The following is a 19,577-nucleotide window of genomic DNA, read 5'->3' as shown; positions in this document are numbered from 1 at the left end:
TAATGGTTAATTTATACAGTGCGCTGCACTACTTCGAAAAGTGTACCTCCATCGCATTTTAGTGTTTTAGAAGGGAATTTCATAAGCAAAGCATAATCATGCGTAGCCATAATAATGGTTTTACCATTTTGGTTTATTTCCCTTAGCAGTTGCATTACCTCTACGCTTGTTTGTGGGTCTAGGTTACCAGTAGGCTCATCGGCAATAATAACCTCGGGGTCATTAAGCAAAGCGCGCGCTACAGCAATTCTTTGTTGCTCACCACCTGATACTTGATGCGGCATTTTATGCACAGCGGTTTTCATACCTACTTTATCTAGTACTTCATTTATTTTTACCTCCATTTCGCGCTTTTCGCTCCATCCTGTAGCTTTTAGCACAAACAGCAAGTTATCAAATACATTTCTATCAGGAAGCAGTTTGAAGTCTTGGAATACAATACCTATTTTTCGGCGTAAATAGGGTATATCACGTTCTCTTAGCTTTGCAAGATCATAATCTACAAAAGTCCCTTTACCCTGTTTTAGCGGAAGGTCGCCATAAAGCGTTTTCATAAAACTACTCTTTCCCGTACCGGTTTTCCCGATAATGTATATAAACTCGCCATGATTGACCTCTAGGCTTATATTAGTAAGTACGGCATTATTATCTTGATATATGGTAACATCTTGTAACGATAGTACGGGCTGAGACATGATTATGGTTAATTTAGTTTGGTAAAAGTAGTAAGATAACGGCTGTATTCAAAATTTTATTTTATAGCTAGTAGTAACGTTAATACTACTATTGCTAAATTTATTAAAGGAATACTAAAACCAGTAAAACATCCGTTAAATACAAATAAGAATTGATATATTTGGCTATCCTAATAAAATGAGAAATATGCGCAGATTAAACAGGCTACTACTAGTTGCGGTGTCGCTTTATGGTTTCAACCTTTCAGCACAACAATCTACCATTTATACCCACGAGCTTAAAGACTTTGATAGAGGGGTTAGCCTATACAATGATAAGCAGTATCAGGCAGCACAAATACTTTTTGAAACAACAAAAAAAGAGAATAAGGATATGGAGGTACAGGCAGACTGTGCTTACTATATTGCTAATTGTGCTATTCGTCTTAACCAGTTGAATGCCGATATGCTTATGGAAGATTTTGTTGAAGACTATCCTACTAGTACCAAGCAAAATCAAGCCTATATAGAGGTGGCAAGCTATTACTTTAACCAAGGTAAATATGCACAGGCGCTAAAATGGTTTGACAAGGTTAATGAAGCTGATATGAGCAATGCCGACAGGGAACGTTATAATTTTCAGAAAGGATATGGCTATTTTAATGCAGGCGATAAAAAACAAGCAGATAAATACTTTAATAAGGTTTTAAACTCTAAAGAATATGGCTCTCAGGCTAAGTATTATCTTGGTTTTATAGCCTATGAGAGTGATAATTATAAAGATGCTAACCAGTACTTTGGTCAGGTAGAAGACCAAGAACAGTATAAAGAGAAAATGTCTTACTTTCAGGCAGACATGAACTTTAAGTTGGGTAACTTCCAAAAGGCTATAGATCTTGGTGAACCACAATTGGCGAAATCAAGCCCTGCCGAAAGGTCAGAACTTAACAAGATAATAGGGGAAAGTTATTTTAACTTAAAGCAATATGATAAAGCTATTCCTTATTTAAAAGAATATAAAGGCAAAAAAGGAAAATGGAATAATACTGATTTTTACCAGTTAGGGTATGCTTATTACAAACAAGGCGATTATGAAAGCGCAATAGCTGAGTTTAATAAAATAGTGGGAGGTAATGATGCCGTAGCGCAAAATGCTTACTACCATTTAGGAGAAAGTTACCTTAAAACAGGTAAAAAGCAACAGGCGCTTAATGCCTTCAAGAATGCATCTGAAATGGATTTTGATGCCAAGATACAAGAAGATGCTTACCTTAACTATTCCAAGTTAAGTTACGAGATAGGTAATCCTTATCAAAGTGTACCAGAAGTACTAAATACATTTTTGTCAAAATATCCGGAAACGCCATTTAAGCAGGAAGTACAAAACCTACTTATTAGTTCATACATTACTTCTAAAAACTATAAAGAAGCACTAGTACTTTTAGAAAAAAACAAATCACCAGAAAATAGGTTAGCCTACCAAAAAGTTGCTTTTTACAGAGGTATGGAGTTATATACTGATGGTAGTTATAAAGAAGCATCAATATTGTTTAAAAAATCGATTAGTGAACAACGTGATGCTCGTTTTACGGCACGTGCTACTTTTTGGAAAGGAGAAACAGAGTATGTTTTAAATCAGTTTAACGAAGCATTACTAAGCTTTAAGCAGTTTATGCAATTTGCCGAAGCAAAATCGACACCTGAGTATAAGAATATAAATTATAACCTAGCATATACCTATTTCAAGTTAAAAGAGTATGAGCAGGCGGCAACCTATTTTCAGTCGTATATAGCTTTATCTAAAAATGATAATGTAAGATTAAATGATGCTTACCTGCGTTTAGGTGATAGTCAGTTTGTGTCAGGTAAATATTGGCCAGCTATGGAAGCTTACAACAAGGCAATAGAGATGAAAGGCATTGATGCCGATTATGCCTTATTCCAAAAAGCAATCAGCTATGGTTTTGTAGCAAGAAATGAAAAGAAGATAGAAGACCTTATCAAGTTTACACAGTCGTACCCGCAGTCTAAATATGCAGATGATGCACTTTATGAATTAGGTAATACGTATGTTAGTGAAAACAATACAAGTAAAGCACTACAAACGTATGACAAGTTGGTTAATGATTATAAAACAAGTTCGTATGTGTCAAAGACATTAATGCGCCAAGCACTGATATACTATAATGCACAGGATGATAATAAAGCACTTGCTAAGTTTAAAAAAGTAGTTGCCGATTTCCCGAACACACCAGAGGCGATGGAAGCAGTATCTACAGCAAGACTTATTTATGTAGATAGCGGACGTACTGATGAATATGCAACGTGGGTGAAAACGCTCAACTTTGTTGATGTAACGGATGCCGACCTTGATAATACTGCGTTTGAATCTGCCGAAAAACAATATTTACAAAACAATATTAAACAGGCTATATCATCGCTTACTAGTTATATTGCTAAGTTCCCGAACGGGATATCATCGTTAAAGGCAAACTTCTATTTGGCACAGGCATATTTTGCTGACGGGCTTGAAAATAACTCAATACCGCATTATGAGTATGTAATTTCTAAGGCACGAAACGAGTTTACCGAGCAGGCATTGGCAAGGTTGTCGCAGATACATCTTAAAAAGAACGATTATGCGAAAGCTATCCCGGTACTGAAAAGACTGGAAACAGAAGCTGAATTTCCGCAAAACGTAACGTTTGCCCAGTCTAACCTTATGAAAAGTTATTATGATCAAAAAGATTATACTAATGCCGTAGTATATGCCGATAAGGTAATGGCGAATGACAAGATAGAGGACAGGATAAAAAGTGATGCGCAAATTATTATTGCACGTTCGGCTATCAAAACTAATAATGAGGATAAAGCCAAAGCAGCGTATGCTAAACTGTTAACGATAGCTAAAGGAGAACTTGCAGCAGAGGCATTGTATTATGATGCTTATTTTAAAAATAAAGAAGCAAAGTATGACGCTTCGAATGCATCGGTGCAAAAACTTTCTAAAGACTATTCGGGGTATAAATATTTCGGGGCTAAAGGGCTTATTATAATGGCAAAAAACTTTTATGGTTTAAAAGACAGTTTCCAAGCTACTTATATATTGGAAAGTATTATTAAAAATTTTACCGATTACTCTGATGTGATAGAAGAAGCTCAAAAAGAGCTAGATACTATTAAAGCTGAAGAAGCTAAACGTAACTCATCTATCCAAAACTAATTTTAATTTAAGCCATCTTACAGTATTGACTATGAAGATCAAATTTGAATATAAAATAGCCGTAATTGTTGCATTAGGTGCTTTTCAAACCACTTTTGCACAAAAGAAGGACGAGAATATAGGAACAGAGGTAGTAAATGTGGTAAAACCATATACCCCTACCATATCTGATGCTTTTAAGGTAAAAGAAACACCTGTAATAGAGGATGACGAGAATATGCAGAAAGAGGCTATAGAATATAATATATTCTCTTTCCCTGTAGCTTCTACTTTTACACCATCAAAAGGTAGGGCAGCAGGAGTAGAACGCCCTAAGCGTGAAAAGTTGTTTAATAATTATGCTACGCTGGGTATAGGAAACTATGGGACTATAAACGCGGAGCTTTTTGTTACTGAAAATATAAGCCGTAACGAATATGTGGGCGGTATGCTGCGTCACCTTTCTTCGCAAGGCGGTATAGACGGTGTAGTGCTAGACGACCAGTACTACAACACAGGTATAGACCTTACGTATGGTAACAGACAACAGGGGTATACATGGAATGCCGATTTAGGGTATCAAAACCAAGTATATAACTGGTATGGACTTCCGTTAGAATATACAACATTTACTGAAGATGTTATTGCAGGAATTGATGAGCAACAGAAGTATAATACCCTAAAAATAGGCGGTAATATAAGTATGAAACAAAGTATCTTTAAGGATGCTTCATTACAGTACAAACGATTTTGGGATGCTTTCGATTCGGCAGAGAATAGATTTGTATTAAAGCCATCATTTGATGTAAGTGTATTAGACGAAAAAATAAAACTAGGTTTTGTTGTTGATTATGTGGGTACAACTTTCGCTCAAAACAACAATATTACCGAAGAGCAAAAATATAATTACTTTAACATAGGTGCACAGCCAAGTATATTATTTCAAAGAGATGATTTTTCGGTAAACTTAGGCGCGGGGCTGTTTTACAGTATGGGTAAAGTAAACGATGCGAACGATAGTAAGTTTTATGTGTATCCGCAGGTAAAAGCATCCTATAAAGTAGTGGGCGATCTTATGGTAGCCTACGCAGGCGCTGAGGGTACGCTTAAACAAAACTCGTATGAAGAGTTTGTTTCTCAAAACCCATTTGTTTCTCCAACGCTTGCTATGGCACCTACTGACCAGCAATATGATATGTATGTAGGTCTTAAAGGGAAACTGGCTAGTAATGTAGCTTATAACGTTCGAGGGTCATATATGAATGAAGCTGACAAAGCATTTTTTTTAAGTAACTCCTTTTTTAGTCCTGTTGCTACAGGTTTAGAGGGGTATCAATACGGAAACTCTTTTGGGGTTATATATGATAAATTAAAAACTATTAGCTTCTTCGGAGAGCTGAAAGCTGATTTTTCTAAAAAGGTAAGTGCAGGTATAAGCGGAACGTATTACAGCTATGATACCGACCAAATGGAGGCTTGGAATTTGCCAGAGTTAAAAGTATCAGCAAATGTTGATGTAGATATTACCGAGAAATGGTATGCGGGTGCGAACCTATTTTTTGTAGGCGAAAGAAAAGACTTTGTTTCAGTAGGAGATTTTGACCCGGCAGTACAAAGCTTTTCAGATGTGGTAACATTAGATAGCTATTTTGATATTAACGCCAATGTAGGATATAGGTATAACGAACGCCTTACAGGTTTCTTAAAGCTGAATAACATAGCTAGTCAGGATTATGAAAGATGGTCAAGTTACCCAGTACAAGGATTTCAGTTCATGTTGGGAGCATCATATAAATTTAATTTCTAAAATCAAGATACTTAAAAATATCAACCTACAGGATTTACAAAACCTGTAGGTTTTTTGTTTACTATTATGCAGGAACTAAAACAAAAAGTAATTAGCTATTACAAGCAACAAGTACAGGATAAGGAAGATGCTTTCAGGGATATGATAGCAGCACTTACCGAAGATGCAGCAAACGATGCTAAAGGCTCGGCAGGCGATAAGCACGAAACAGCCTTATCAATGATGCATTTAGAGCAGGAAAAGCTAAATGCTAAACTAAGTGAGATACTTACGCAAAAAGCATTTCTTAATAAACTAGATGCCGATGCTTTACACAAAAAAATAGCAGTAGGAAGTTTGGTAAAAGCTAACAATATGTATTTGTTTGTTAGTCTTGCTTTGCCAAAAATAATAGTAGATGGTTGCACTATAATTGCGCTTTCCCCTCAGTCACCGTTAGGTACTAAAATTATGGGAATGGAAACAGGAGGCAGTTTCGAAATAAGCGGAACACAGTATGTAATAGAATCTATTACTTAGAGTAATTCCCCTGTGTCGTTTGTTGCTGCTTTAATCTCATTAATTTTATTTTCTAATGAATTAGATATAGCGCTAAACAAATATATAAAAATCATCAGATAAAATATTCTGTCACTAGCATCAACTCTCTTGTCAATTCTAGTTATTCTCAGTGTTAAGAAGTCTATTTCTTCTAAAATAGCAGTTTGGTTTCTAGGGTCTTTGTAATCAGGGTTATCCAATTTGCTATTCAATTCAGTTAATTTCCAAAGTCTTTCATTTTCATGCTCAAGATCATGATAATAATCTATTGCTGGCATTATAATAAAATACATTGCAACTAAGCCAGTAATATGTATCACAAACTTTATAGAGATTAACATTTTTAATTTCATAGTGTCTGTTACGGTTTTATTGTAAAAATAATACCCAAAATTAATCTTTTTGAGTATTCACTTAAAAATTCGCACACTTAATATTATCTTCTTTCTAATCTTATTAATGTTATTGTCTAATCGGCATCAATTATTAATAAATTGTTAATAACTTAAAAGCTAAAAAGAGGCTTTTTACCTAATAATCCTTCGTGTTTTGTTATATTTGTTCGTTAAACTTAAAATTTCGATAAGACCCGTTTTTTATGAGTGAAAGTGAAGAAATAAAGAAAGATAGTTATTCAGCATCCAGTATTCAAGCCCTTGAGGGTATGGAGCATGTAAGAATGCGTCCTTCAATGTATATTGGCGATGTTGGTGTGCGTGGTTTACACCATTTAGTGTATGAGGTTGTTGATAACTCTATTGATGAGGCAATGGGAGGCTATTGCGATACTATTGGTGTAACTATTAATGAAGACGGTTCTGTAACTGTTGAAGATAATGGTCGTGGTATCCCTGTAGATTTACATGAAAAAGAAGGCATATCGGCACTAGAGGTAGTAATGACCAAAATTGGTGCTGGTGGTAAGTTTGATAAAGACTCATATAAAGTTTCTGGAGGTTTACACGGAGTTGGTGTATCGGTAGTAAATGCGCTTTCTAAGCACATGAAATCTACAGTGTACCGCGATGGTAAAATCTATGAGCAGGAGTATGAAAGAGGAAAGTCGCTTTATCCTGTAAAACAGGTAGGTACAACGGATAAAAGAGGTACGTTACAAACGTTTTATCCTGATGATACTATATTTACACAATCAACAGATTACTCTTATGATACTCTTGCATCACGTATGCGCGAACTTTCCTTCCTTAATAAAGGAATTACGGTAACGCTTACAGATAAGAGAGAGAAAGATGATAAAGGTGAATTCTTGTCAGAAGCTTTTCATTCAGATGAAGGTCTTAAAGAATTTGTAAAGTTTCTAGATGGTAATCGCGAGCCTATTATCTCTCATGTAATAAGCATGGAGACAGATAAGGGCGATATACCTGTTGAGGTTGCATTGATATACAATACAAGTTACAGCGAGAATATTTTCTCTTATGTAAATAATATTAATACGCACGAGGGAGGTACACACCTATCTGGTTTTAGAAGAGGTCTTACCAATACCCTTAAAAAATATGCCGATAGCTCAGGATTGCTTGATAAGCTGAAATTTGAGATAGCTGGCGATGATTTCCGTGAAGGACTTACTGCTATTGTATCGGTAAAAGTACAAGAGCCACAGTTTGAAGGGCAAACCAAAACCAAGTTAGGTAACCGTGAGGTAGTAGCACCAGTAAGTCAGGCAGTATCTGAAATGCTAGAGAACTATCTTGAAGAGAACCCTAATGACGCTAAGCTAATAGTACAAAAAGTAATATTGGCTGCACAAGCACGTCACGCTGCTAAAAAAGCACGTGAAATGGTGCAGCGTAAAACCGTAATGGGTGGTGGTGGACTTCCAGGTAAATTATCTGACTGTTCAGAGCAAGATCCTGCAAAATGCGAAATATTCCTTGTCGAGGGAGATTCGGCAGGTGGTACAGCTAAGCAAGGGCGTGATAGAGCATTTCAGGCAATATTACCATTAAGAGGTAAGATTCTTAATGTAGAGAAAGCTATGCCGCATAAAGTGTTTGAGAACGAAGAGATACGTAACATATTTACAGCACTAGGTGTAACTGTAGGTACTACAGATGATAGTAAGGCGCTTAACCTTGAAAAACTACGGTATCATAAAGTAGTTATTATGTGTGATGCCGATGTTGATGGTAGTCACATTTCTACGTTAATACTTACTTTCTTCTTCCGTTTTATGAAAGAGCTTATAGAGGGAGGGCACGTATACATTGCTACTCCGCCTTTATACCTTGTTAAAAAAGGAAGTAAGAAAGAATATGCTTGGACAGACAATCAGCGCGATATGATTAATGAAAGAATGGGTGGTAGTGCAGGTATACAACGTTATAAAGGTCTTGGAGAGATGAATGCAGAGCAGCTTTGGGATACTACTATGGATCCTGAGTTTAGAACACTTCGTCAAGTAAATATAGATAGTCTTGCTGAGGCAGATAGTATATTTTCTATGCTAATGGGAGACGAAGTACCACCAAGAAGAGAGTTTATAGAGAAAAATGCAGCTTATGCAAACATTGACGCGTAAGTCATTACTTAAAGGGTTGTTAGCTTTAGCTTTGTTTGTTGTTGCAAACAAAGCTGTGGCGCAATCTGATATGGTTGTTATAGAACAAATGGGGCATCTTATAGACGATGCCCTTTTTTTTTCTGATCAATATGTAACTCCTGCTACTGATGCTGCTGTATATCAGTCATCATCAGGCTGGATAACCTCGCCTAAAGCTCGCGAATTATGGGATGTTTCTATCGGATTGCACACTAATATTTTTGTTACGCCACAACGCGATAGAGAGTTTACTATTCATAACAGCGATTTTGCTTTTTTTCAGTTAGAAGAAGGAACATCGGCTACTGTACCTACTGCTTTGGGTAATAAAAATCAGGCATACTTAACAGGGATGCTAGGTGATAGTGAAGTCCGTCTAGAAACGCCACAGGGTATCAATATGCAAACTGTGGTTTACCCTTACTTACAAGGTTCTATTGCATTGTGGCACGGTACAGAGATAGTGGCTAAATATTCTACTAAAGTAAAACTTAAAAAGAGTAACTATCAGGTATATGGTTTTGGTATAAAGCATAATATTAGTCAATATTTTAAACGCTTAGAAACTAAAAAAATCCACTTAGCAGTACTCGCTGCTTATTCTAAAGAAGATGTTTCGTTTAATTTTTTAGATATCGAAACAGATTACGGTACGTTAGGTATAAGCGAGATAAATGGTTTGGTAGATACTTGGCAGTTTCAAATAAATGGTTCTAAAGAGCTAGGTAAATTTGAAGTTATGACTGGTTTTATAATCAATACAAGTGATGTAAAATATAAGGTAGGGGGAGAGAAAGGAAGTATAGAAGAGATAATGCCTTTGCAGCAAGTTCTTAATACTCGACTAGAAGAAATATATAAAACAAGAGTGAATTATATAGGAGAAGCATCGATTTCTTATAAATTTAATAATTTTTCTGTGCAATCTATACTTGCTTTTGGTAAATTTGTAAACACAAATATTTCTTTACAATATTTATTTTAAAAAATTAATCAACACAAAAAGACATTTTAATATGAAAGTTACAATTGTAGGAGCCGGTAATGTAGGAGCAACCTGTGCAGATGTAATATCGTACAGAGGTATTGCAAGCGAAGTAGTTTTACTAGATATTAAAGAAGGTTTTGCCGAAGGTAAAGCTATGGATATCATGCAGTGTGCTACTACTACAGGTTTTAACACAAGGGTTTCGGGTAGTACCAGCGATTATACTAAAACAGCAGGTAGTGATGTAGTTGTTATTACATCAGGTATACCAAGAAAGCCAGGAATGACAAGAGAAGAGCTTATAGGTATAAATGCAGGTATTGTAAAATCTGTTGCAGATAACGTGCTACAACACTCCCCAGATGCGATAATAGTAGTAGTTTCTAACCCAATGGATACAATGACATACTTAACGCTGAAAGCTACAGGATTACCTAAAAATAGAATTATAGGTATGGGTGGTGCGCTTGATAGTTCACGTTTTAAATATTTCTTGTCTACTGCGCTTGAAAGACCAGCTAACGATGTTCAAGGTATGGTTATAGGTGGTCATGGCGATACTACTATGATACCGCTTACAAGACTAGCATCATACAACGGTAGTCCAGTTGCTAATTTCCTTTCGCAAGACGCTTTAGATAAAGTAGCTGCCGATACTATGGTGGGTGGAGCTACACTTACAGGATTGTTAGGTACTTCGGCTTGGTATGCTCCTGGAGCATCTGTAGCTTACCTAGTAGATAGTATATTAAATGACCAAAAGAAAATGATACCATGTTCTGTAATGCTTGATGGCGAATACGGACAAAATGATATTTGTATGGGAGTACCATGTCTTATAGGTAAAAATGGTGTTGAGGCTATAGTAGATGTAAATCTTGATGATAAAGAGAAAGCATTATTTGCTAAAAGTGCCGATGCTGTACGCAACATGAATGATGCACTTAAATCAGTGTTATCATAGTATGTGAGATGATAATAATGCGGGCTGCCTTGGGGCAGCCCTTTTTTTTAAGATATAATTTAGAAATAAATTGTTTAATCTTTACGTAAATTATATATTTGCTCGTTTTTAAAAAATGGAATAATTAATTTTTAGTACCAATGCAGAACAAGGGACTCGTTAAATTTTTCGCAATTCTACTTGCGATAGTATGTATCTACCAGCTTTCTTTCACATTTGTTTCTAACAGTATAGAAGCTGATGCTAAGGAAATCGCTAAAGGCGATGCTCAAGAGGAATTATCCTATCTTGAATCTATGAAAGACTCAGTAGTTTACCCAATTTTTGGGTATACATACAGTGAAGTAAGAGACAAACAAATCAATAAGGGACTTGACCTTGAGGGAGGTATCAATGTTACTCTTGAAATATCTGTAAAAGATATTATCAAAGGACTTGCTAATAACTCTACCAACTCTGTGTTAAACAAGGCTCTTGATAAAGCTACAGAAGACAGACAAGGTAATCAAGATTACCTAGATGCTTTCTTTATCGCTTTTGATAGCGAATCTAAGGGTAGTATAAAATTAGCTTCGCCAGAACTGTTTACAAATAGAGTAATGGGATCTAAGAGTGATGGAGGTGTAGATACCAACATGACTGATGAAGAAGTTAAAGTTGTTATTAGAAAAAAAGTTAGCGAATCTATAGATAGTGCTTTCCGAGTACTTACTGAGCGTATTGACAAATTTGGTGTAGTACAACCTAACATCCAAAAACTTGGCGAATCAGGAAGAATACTAGTAGAATTACCAGGGGCTAAAGATATAGACCGTGTTAAAAAATTACTACAAAGTACAGCGCAATTAGAGTTTTGGGAAACGTATAAGATAAACGAGCTACAAGGTTTTTTACTTGCTGCTAACGAAACACTAAAAAATACAGAAGAAAAAGAAGATGTAGAGGTAAAAGAAGATGAACCTTCTTCGGATATTGAGTCATTACTTGGTGATGATAAAGACTCTCTTGAAGCATTAAAAGGTAATAACCCTTTGTTTGATAAGTTTATTCCTAATCAAATTCCTCAAAATCAAACAAGTCCTGTAATAGGTTACGCATCTGTAAAAGATACTGCAAAGGTAAATAGCTGGTTTAATAGATCAGATATTCGCGCTTCACTGCAAGGCGAACAGCGTTATGCACGTTTTGTGTGGGGTAAAGAAGATGTAACTAGAAATCCAGGAATGCTAGAGCTTTATGCTTTAAAGGGTAATAGACAAAATGTACCACAATTAAGCGGGAACGTTATTACAGGAGCATCAGAGTCATTTACACAACTTGGTAAGCCATCTGTAGAAATGCAAATGAATACCAAAGGTGCTCAAATATGGGAGCGTATGACTGGTAAGGCTTATACTGAAGGCGGATATATCGCTGTAGTTCTTGACGATGTAGTGTATTCTGCACCAGGGGTTACTTCGGGAGCTATTTCAGGAGGTAGATCTGTAATATCGGGTGCATTTGATGTATCTGAAACTAAAGATTTAGCTAATATATTAAGAGCAGGTAAACTTCCTGCATCTGCAGATATTATACAATCAGAAGTAGTAGGACCATCATTAGGACAAGAAGCGATAGATAACGGTATTAACTCTGCTTTAGTAGGATTACTACTTATATCATTATGGATGATAATTTATTATGGTAAAGCAGGTTTATATGCTAATATAGCACTTGTAGTTAACTTACTTTTCCTTTTCGGTTTCCTTGCTAGTATTGGTGCGGTACTTACACTACCTGGTATTGCAGGTATAGTACTTACTATGGGTACTGCGGTAGATGCTAATATTATAATTTATGAACGAGCCAAGGAAGAACTCCGATTTGGTAGAACGATAGATGAGGCTATTAAAATTGCATTTAGCTGGAAAGGAGCTATGTCGGCTATTACTGATGCTAACGTAACAACATTCCTTACTGGTCTTGTACTTTTAATATTCGGTACAGGTCCTGTAAAAGGTTTTGCAACTACATTACTTATAGGTATCGTTACATCATTGTTTACTGCTATATTCGTAACAAGAATATTGCTAGATATGGGTAAAAATGGTAATCTTACTTTTGATACTTCATTATCTAAAAACTGGTTTAAAAACTTTAATTTCGATTTCCTTAGCAAAAAGAAAATTGCTTATGTTATTTCATCGATATTAATTATAGGTAGTTTTGTTTCATTCTTTACTAATGGTTTAGATCAAGGTATTGACTTTGTAGGAGGTAGAACTTTCCAAGTACGATTTGAAGAAAAAGCACCTATTGAAGAAATTAAAAAAGATCTGTCTTCTGATGCTGCCTTTGGTAGTAGTGTAGATGCTAAAGTTTTTGGTGAAGATTCACAATTACGTATTACTACTAAGTATAAAGTAGAAGAGCATGGTATTGCTGCCGATAAAGAGGTAAACGATATAATGTATAATAACCTTAAAAAATACTATTCTAATGATATTACATACGATCAGTTTGTAAATACATATGAAGGTAAAAAAGTAGGTATTATGCAAGCGGCTAAGGTGGGACCTACAATTGCAGATGATATTAAAACAAATTCATATTGGGCTGTAGCAGGTTCACTTCTTATGGTGTTCTTATACCTTATGATAAGCTTTAGAAAATGGCAATATAGTCTTGGTGCAGTTGCAGCAGTAGCACATGATGTTATTATAGTATTGGGTATATACTCAGTATTCTATAAATATGCACCATTCCAAATGGAAATGAACCAACACTTTATTGCAGCGATACTTACTGTTATTGGTTACTCACTAAATGACACTGTTATTGTATTTGACAGGATAAGGGAGTTCCTTGCCAGCAAAATGCCAGGTACATTTAAAGAAGTTGTAAACAAGTCTGTAAACACGACAATTACAAGGACGATAAATACGTCGCTTACAGTAATATTTGTATTGTTAATCATGTTTATATTCGGAGGTGAGTCTATACAAGGGTTTATATTTGCAATGCTTGTAGGTATCTTTGTAGGTACATATTCATCATTGTTTATTGCAACTCCAATAGTTGTAGACACAACATCAGATAAAGATAAAGCTATGATTGAAGCTGAGCATACTGAAGATGCTGAGTAATCTTTTATAACTACTATATAAAAAAAACCTGCTTATTTATTTAAGCAGGTTTTTTTTATGTTCAATATTAGTAGTTCGTAAACACAATGTGCATAAAAGCAATTTTTAAACTATATTAGCGTTAAATTTAAAATCAATCTAAAGTTATATTTTTCTATGCTAAACATTCAAAATCCCGATAGCCTGGCAGTAGCTAATGAAGCTCTTTTAGAAGGAGGAGAAGAAACTGTTGAAAAGACATTATCCATATGGGATTTGCTAACCAGTGGCGGTATTGGTGGGCAGATTATTGTAATAGTACTTGCGTTACTACTGTTTGTAGCCATTTATTTGTATATTGAAAGAACGCTAGCGCTTAAAGAAGCATCTAAGATAGATAAGGGCTTTATGAATCAAATTCGTGATCATATCACAAATAGGCGCTTTGATAGTGCTAAGTTGCTTTGTCAGCATACTAATTCGCCTGTGTCACGTCTTGTAGAGAAAGGTATATCACGAATAGGTAAACCGCTAGAAGATATTAATACAGCTATAGAAAATGCAGGAAAGCTCGAAGTATATAAGTTAGAGAAAAATGTTAGTATACTAGCAACTATATCTGGAGCAGGACCAATGATTGGTTTCTTGGGTACAGTAGTTGGTATGATACTTGTGTTTTTTGAAATAGAAAAAGGTGGAGGACAAATACAAATAGACCTTCTTGCAGGTGGTATATATACCGCTATGACTACTACAGTAGTAGGGCTTATAGTAGGTGTGTTTGCTTACATAGGTTACAATCACCTTGTGGTGAAAACAGATAAAATTGTAAACCAGATGGAAGCTACAGCAGTAGAGTTTCTAGATCTGTTAAATGATCCGGTATAATTATGCAGTTTAGAAGTAGAAATAGGGTAACCCCTGAATTTAATATGTCATCGATGACGGATATTGTATTCCTGTTATTGATATTCTTTATGATTACCTCTACAATGGTTACTACCAGTGCGCTTGACCTGAACTTGCCTAAAGCAAAGGGAAGAACGGAGAACAACCAAAATGTATCGGTAAACATAACAAAGGACTTAGAGTACTATATAGATACTGAACCTGTTACTGAGGCGGGTCTTGAAAGTAAACTAGTATCGTTAATGGCAGGAGCGAAAGATAAAGCCATAGTACTACGTGTAGAGCAAGGTGTGCCTATAGAAAAAGCCGTTAATGTTATGGCTATAGCGCAAACTAACCAATATAAAATAGTACTGGCAGTTGACCCAAAATAGAAATAAGCGGTTATGAAATATTTAGAGACTAAAGAAGAAAAAAAATCATTTGCAATTACAGCAGCAATCTTTGCGGTACTGTTGCTTTTGTGCCTGTTTCTCGGGATGTCTTTTATGGATCCGCCGCCAGAGAATGGTATCGCGATAAACTTTGGTACTACTGATATGGGGATGGGCGATATACAACCTACAGAGCCAATAAAATCTGCTCCGCAACCTGCAGAGTCTACTCCTACAGATCCTACACCTGCTGTAGATGATGTATTGACACAAGATGTAGATGATGCACCTGTAATTACCAAAGAGAAGCCTAAGGAGGAAAAAAAGCCAAAAGAAGAGCCTGTAAAACCTAAACCTGAGCCAACCCCTCCAACACCATCTAAGAGTACTACAGATGCGCTCTCAAGTATTCTAAATGGTCCTAAATCGGATGGGAAAGAAGAAGGTGGGCAAGGTAAAGATAATAAACCTGGTGATGCAGGTAAGCTTGACGGTAGTCTTAATGGTGCTTATGGTAACGGTGGAGGTAGTACTGGAACGGGTAATGGCAAGTATAACCTTGCAGGGCGTAAAGCTTTAGCTTTACCTAACCCTAAATATACTTGTAATGAACAGGGGGTTGTAGTAGTACAAATAGCAGTTGATAAAAGTGGTAAAGTAATATCAGCTACACCAGGAGCTAGAGGTACAACAAATACTGCAAAGTGCTTACAAGATCAGGCTAAGGCAGCTGCAATGAGTGCTAAGTTTGATGAAGGTGATACAGATAAACAAGTAGGTACTATAGTTTATAATTTTAAACTTACAGATTAATAAAGCAATTTTATAAAAGCATATAATAAAAAAGACCACCTAAATAGGTGGTCTTTTTAAGTTTAAATAGATATGTATTTTTATAACGTTTCGGTTCTGTTTTTTGCGGTAAACATAAAGTAGAAACCAACTAGTATAAATGGTAAACTAAGCCATTGCCCTGTTAGTAATACTGGGTTTTCTCCTTCAAAGCCTCCTTGACTTTGTTTTACAAACTCTACTATAAAACGCACTGTCCATAATAGCGATAAAAATATACCAAATAATAGTCCGTGCTTTTTTCTAGCGTCTGTTTTCCAGTACAAATAATATAAGATTATAAATACAATAACATAGCCTGCTGCCTCATACAGTTGTGCAGGATGTCGGTAAGGTATAGCAGCTAGTTTATCGGCAAATTGCGGGTCTTTTTCAATTAAATTATAGGCTTGGTTATAATTATTGACACCAGTTGTTTTCATTACCTCATATTTATTAAGGTTGTCTTCTCCTCTTACAAATTTTACAGCTGTAGGTAAGCTTTGACTTGTTTTCTCTCCCAATATTTCAGAGTTCATAAAGTTACCAAATCGAACAAAAACACCTCCGCTGGTTACAGGTATTACAACCCTGTCTAATACCCAAAGTAAAGGGCGATGTATTATTTTTTTACTGTAGTAAACCATGGTAATTATAACTGCTATAGCAGCGCCATGGCTAGCAAGTCCTGCAAAGCCTGTAAACTCAAATTTAGGTGTTAATTTAAAAGGGAGTAGTATTTCCTCAGGATGTTGACTAAAATAACCCCAATCATAAAAGAAAACATGACCTAGACGTGCTCCTAAAAGTGTTGCTATTAATGTGTATATAAATAGTTTGTCAAGTTTTTCTACTGATTCACCTTCGCGGTCAAATATCTTTTTAGTTAAGAACCATCCTAGACCAAAGGCTACTACAAACATAAGGCTGTAATAGCGTATCATAAAAAAGCCAAGGTCTATGCCTTCGGACGGATTCCAAACAATGCTTAAAGCGTGTGTCATTGTAGTGTTGTTATAAGTTTGCAGTAAATTTAAATAAATGCTTGCTACTACCCATAAAAAAAGTATTAATGTTTATGGGGGCATTTTTTTTCGGGTACAGGGTCATAACCTTGACCACCCCAAGGATTACAACTTGCAATACGTTTCAGGCTGAGCCATCCACCTTTAAAAAGTCCATGCGTTTGTAGTGCTTCTATAGTATATTGAGAGCAAGTAGGAGAGTATCTACATGCTGAAGGCAGGAAAGGGGAGATACCATGTTGGTAAAACCGCACCAATGCTACAAAGGGTAGTATTGCTATTTTACCTACCTTCATAATGTTTTATAGTATTGAGAAAGTAGTACCTTCTTTAGTATCTTTAATTTCTATACCAAGCGCACTAAGTTTATCTCTTATTTGGTCAGATAGTGCAAAGTCTTTATTTGCACGTGCTTCATTTCGCATCCCGATGAGCATAGTAACGACACCTTCCATTTTATCACTGTTATTGTCGTTTTCTGCTTGTTTTTTAAGTCCTAAAACATCAAATACAAAAGAATTCATTGTTGTAGCTAAAAGCTCTAAGTCGGCAGCGGTAATGGTTTCTTTATCATCTTTTATAAGATTAATATAGCGTACACCTTCAAAAAGCTGAGCAATAAGTATAGGGCTGTTAAAATCATCATTCATAGCATCGTAGCACGATTGTGTCCATTTTACAATGTTTAATGATGAAGCGCTATTAGTTTTTAAGCTTTTCAAGTTTTCTAATGCTTCCATTAGTCTGTTAAAGCCTTTTTCGGCAGCTAAAATAGCATCATTAGAGAAATCTAAAATGCTTCTATAATGTGCCTGCATGATAAAAAAGCGAGTAACTGATGGGCTGAAAGCTTTGCTTAATATGTCATTGTTACCTGAAAATATTTCGCGTGGTAATATGTTGTTACCAGTCGATTTCGACATTTTCTTACCGTTTAGAGTAAGCATATTAGCGTGCATCCAGTAGTTAACTGGCGATTGCCCTGTACTAGCTTCATTCTGCGCAATTTCACATTCATGGTGTGGGAATTTTAAGTCCATACCACCACCGTGTATATCAAACTGGTTACCAAGATATTTAGTGCTCATTGCAGTACACTCTAAGTGCCAACCAGGGAAACCATCGCCCCAAGGTGACGGCCAACGCATAATATGTTGTGGTTCGGCTTTCTTCCAAAGTGCAAAATCTTGAGGGTTTCTTTTTTCAGACTGTCCCGAAAGATCTCGCGTGTTAGCCATCATGTCTTCTATATTACGTCCGCTTAACTTACCATAGTTATGATTTTCGTTAAACTTTAATACGTCAAAATAAACAGATCCTTCAGAGATATAAGCAAAGCCATTATCTAGTATGGTTTGTATAGTTTGTATTTGTTCTATAATATGTCCTGTAGCAGTAGGCTCTATACTTGGAGGTAGGGTGTTGAATAGTTCCATTATTTGATGGAAATCTATAGAGTATTGTTGTACAATCTCCATAGGTTCAAGTTTTTCTATTCTTGCTTTTTTGGCAATTTTATCTTCACCTTCATCAGCGTCATCTTCAATATGACCAACATCGGTTATATTACGCACATAGCGCACCTTGTATCCTAAATGTTTAAGATAACGGAAAATCAAATCAAAAGACATAAATGTACGGCAGTTACCAAGATGCACATTACTGTATACAGTTGGACCACATACATACATCCCTACATTACCTTCGTATATGGGTTTAAACAATTCTTTGTCTCCGCTAAGTGAGTTGTATATCTTTAACGATTGATTTTGGTATAAGTGCATGCTATAATAAGTTTAACCTTTTGTAGTGCAAGATATATTAAAACTGTGTATCGAGCTTAATATAATCTAAAAATTCACGTCTTACTTTTTCCTCTTTAAATGTACCACCAAACTCGGCAGTAACTGTGCTGCTTTCAATATCGCGAATACCGCGTGAGTTTACACATAGATGCTTCGCATCAATAACACAAGCTACATCTTCGGTATTTAGTACTTTTTTAAGTTCTTGCACAATTTGTATTGTAAGGCGCTCTTGTACTTGAGGTCGTTTTGCAAAATAGTCTACAATACGATTCATTTTAGAAAGTCCTACTACAGTACCATTAGAAATATAAGCTACATGTGCTCTGCCTACTATAGGTAATAGGTGGTGTTCGCAGGTAGAATAAACAGTGATGTTTTTTTCTACTAGCATTTCATTATACTTATATTTATTTTCGAAAGTTGAAGAGTTTGGCTTTTTCTCAGGATTTAGTCCTCCAAATATCTCTTTTACAAACATCTTTGCTACACGATTAGGTGTGCCCTTAATACTATCGTCTGTAAGATCCATACCTAAGGTCTGTAATATGTTCTCTACATCCTTTTTAATGGCTTCAATTTTTTGCTCATCACTAAGCTCAAATGCATCTTTTCTTAATGGTGTTTCGGCACTTGTCGCAATATGGTTTTCGCCAATCCCATCTTTAATATCGTCCGTATGGCTCATTTATATAATATTCAGTTATTAGAATTAAAAATTAGTTTGCAAAGATAACTATAAAAGTTGATTTTAATTTATGTACTTAAGACGTAATTTTTTCGTTTGA

The 19,577-nt window shown here is 35.7% G+C and carries 16 protein-coding genes; 10 read left to right on the top strand and 6 right to left on the bottom strand.

The window, feature by feature from the left end; translation table 11 throughout:
• Positions 1-11: 11 nt before the first annotated feature.
• Positions 12-695, bottom strand: a complete 684-nt coding sequence (locus tag DVK85_RS12125; protein WP_114678691.1) for a cell division ATP-binding protein FtsE — start codon at positions 693-695, stop codon at positions 12-14.
• Between the two features lie 187 nt (positions 696-882).
• On the opposite strand from DVK85_RS12125, the gene DVK85_RS12120 reads away from it, so the two are divergent.
• The 3 genes from DVK85_RS12120 (at position 883) to DVK85_RS12110 (ending at position 6,202) form a co-directional block, all read left to right on the top strand.
• Complete coding sequence (locus tag DVK85_RS12120; protein WP_114678690.1) at positions 883-3,897, top strand: tetratricopeptide repeat protein; 3,015 nt, start codon at positions 883-885, stop codon at positions 3,895-3,897.
• 31 nt (positions 3,898-3,928) lie between these two features.
• The gene (locus tag DVK85_RS12115) at positions 3,929-5,683 is read left to right on the top strand and encodes a porin family protein (RefSeq protein ID WP_114678689.1); all 1,755 of its coding nucleotides are present in this window, start codon (positions 3,929-3,931) and stop codon (positions 5,681-5,683) included.
• Between the two features lie 66 nt (positions 5,684-5,749).
• Positions 5,750-6,202 carry a hypothetical protein gene (locus DVK85_RS12110; protein WP_114678688.1) on the top strand — a complete coding sequence of 151 codons (453 nt, stop codon included), beginning with the start codon at positions 5,750-5,752 and terminating at the stop codon, positions 6,200-6,202.
• Here DVK85_RS12110 and DVK85_RS12105 read toward each other — a convergent pair.
• Complete coding sequence (locus DVK85_RS12105; RefSeq protein ID WP_114678687.1) at positions 6,199-6,576, bottom strand: hypothetical protein; 378 nt, start codon at positions 6,574-6,576, stop codon at positions 6,199-6,201. The genes DVK85_RS12110 and DVK85_RS12105 overlap by 4 nt on opposite strands.
• A gap of 245 nt (positions 6,577-6,821) precedes the next feature.
• Here DVK85_RS12105 and gyrB point away from each other — a divergent pair, with 245 nt between their 5' ends.
• The 7 genes from gyrB to DVK85_RS12070 all read left to right on the top strand — a co-directional run bounded on the left by gyrB (position 6,822) and on the right by DVK85_RS12070 (position 15,941).
• Positions 6,822-8,768, top strand: a complete 1,947-nt coding sequence (gene gyrB / locus DVK85_RS12100) for a DNA topoisomerase (ATP-hydrolyzing) subunit B (protein WP_114678686.1) — start codon at positions 6,822-6,824, stop codon at positions 8,766-8,768.
• The gene (locus DVK85_RS12095) at positions 8,749-9,774 is read left to right on the top strand and encodes a DUF6588 family protein (RefSeq protein WP_240339617.1); all 1,026 of its coding nucleotides are present in this window, start codon (positions 8,749-8,751) and stop codon (positions 9,772-9,774) included. Before gyrB ends, DVK85_RS12095 begins: the two co-directional genes overlap by 20 nt.
• 31 nt (positions 9,775-9,805) lie before the next feature.
• Positions 9,806-10,741, top strand: coding sequence for a malate dehydrogenase (mdh, locus tag DVK85_RS12090; RefSeq protein ID WP_114678685.1), 936 nt, complete (start codon positions 9,806-9,808; stop codon positions 10,739-10,741).
• Between the two features lie 140 nt (positions 10,742-10,881).
• Entirely contained in the window at positions 10,882-13,866 is a 2,985-nt protein-coding gene (gene secDF, locus DVK85_RS12085) for a protein translocase subunit SecDF (protein ID WP_114678684.1), read from the top strand.
• A 156-nt stretch (positions 13,867-14,022) separates the two neighbouring features.
• Complete coding sequence (locus DVK85_RS12080) at positions 14,023-14,733, top strand: MotA/TolQ/ExbB proton channel family protein (protein ID WP_114678683.1); 711 nt, start codon at positions 14,023-14,025, stop codon at positions 14,731-14,733.
• 2 nt (positions 14,734-14,735) lie between these two features.
• Complete coding sequence (locus DVK85_RS12075) at positions 14,736-15,128, top strand: ExbD/TolR family protein (RefSeq protein WP_114678682.1); 393 nt, start codon at positions 14,736-14,738, stop codon at positions 15,126-15,128.
• 12 nt (positions 15,129-15,140) lie between these two features.
• Entirely contained in the window at positions 15,141-15,941 is an 801-nt protein-coding gene (locus tag DVK85_RS12070) for an energy transducer TonB family protein (RefSeq protein WP_114678681.1), read from the top strand.
• A gap of 80 nt (positions 15,942-16,021) precedes the next feature.
• Here DVK85_RS12070 and lgt read toward each other — a convergent pair whose 3' ends face one another.
• The 4 genes from lgt to folE form a co-directional block, all read right to left on the bottom strand.
• Positions 16,022-16,963 carry a prolipoprotein diacylglyceryl transferase gene (gene lgt, locus DVK85_RS12065; protein ID WP_114678680.1) on the bottom strand — a complete coding sequence of 314 codons (942 nt, stop codon included), beginning with the start codon at positions 16,961-16,963 and terminating at the stop codon, positions 16,022-16,024.
• Positions 16,964-17,028: 65 nt separating this feature from the next.
• Positions 17,029-17,280 (bottom strand): membrane protein insertion efficiency factor YidD, encoded by a 252-nt coding sequence (yidD, locus tag DVK85_RS12060; protein ID WP_114678679.1) that lies wholly within the window; start codon positions 17,278-17,280, stop codon positions 17,029-17,031.
• A gap of 6 nt (positions 17,281-17,286) precedes the next feature.
• On the bottom strand, positions 17,287-18,768 hold the full coding sequence (cysS, locus tag DVK85_RS12055) for a cysteine--tRNA ligase (protein WP_114678678.1): 1,482 nt from the start codon (positions 18,766-18,768) through the stop codon (positions 17,287-17,289).
• Between the two features lie 37 nt (positions 18,769-18,805).
• Entirely contained in the window at positions 18,806-19,477 is a 672-nt protein-coding gene (gene folE / locus DVK85_RS12050) for a GTP cyclohydrolase I FolE (RefSeq protein WP_114678677.1), read from the bottom strand.
• Between the last annotated feature and the right edge of the window lie 100 nt (positions 19,478-19,577).

This window comes from Flavobacterium arcticum (assembly GCF_003344925.1).
GTDB lineage: Bacteria > Bacteroidota > Bacteroidia > Flavobacteriales > Flavobacteriaceae > Flavobacterium > Flavobacterium arcticum.
Note: the sequence above shows the minus strand (reverse complement) of the source record. Positions and strands in the feature narration are given on the sequence as shown.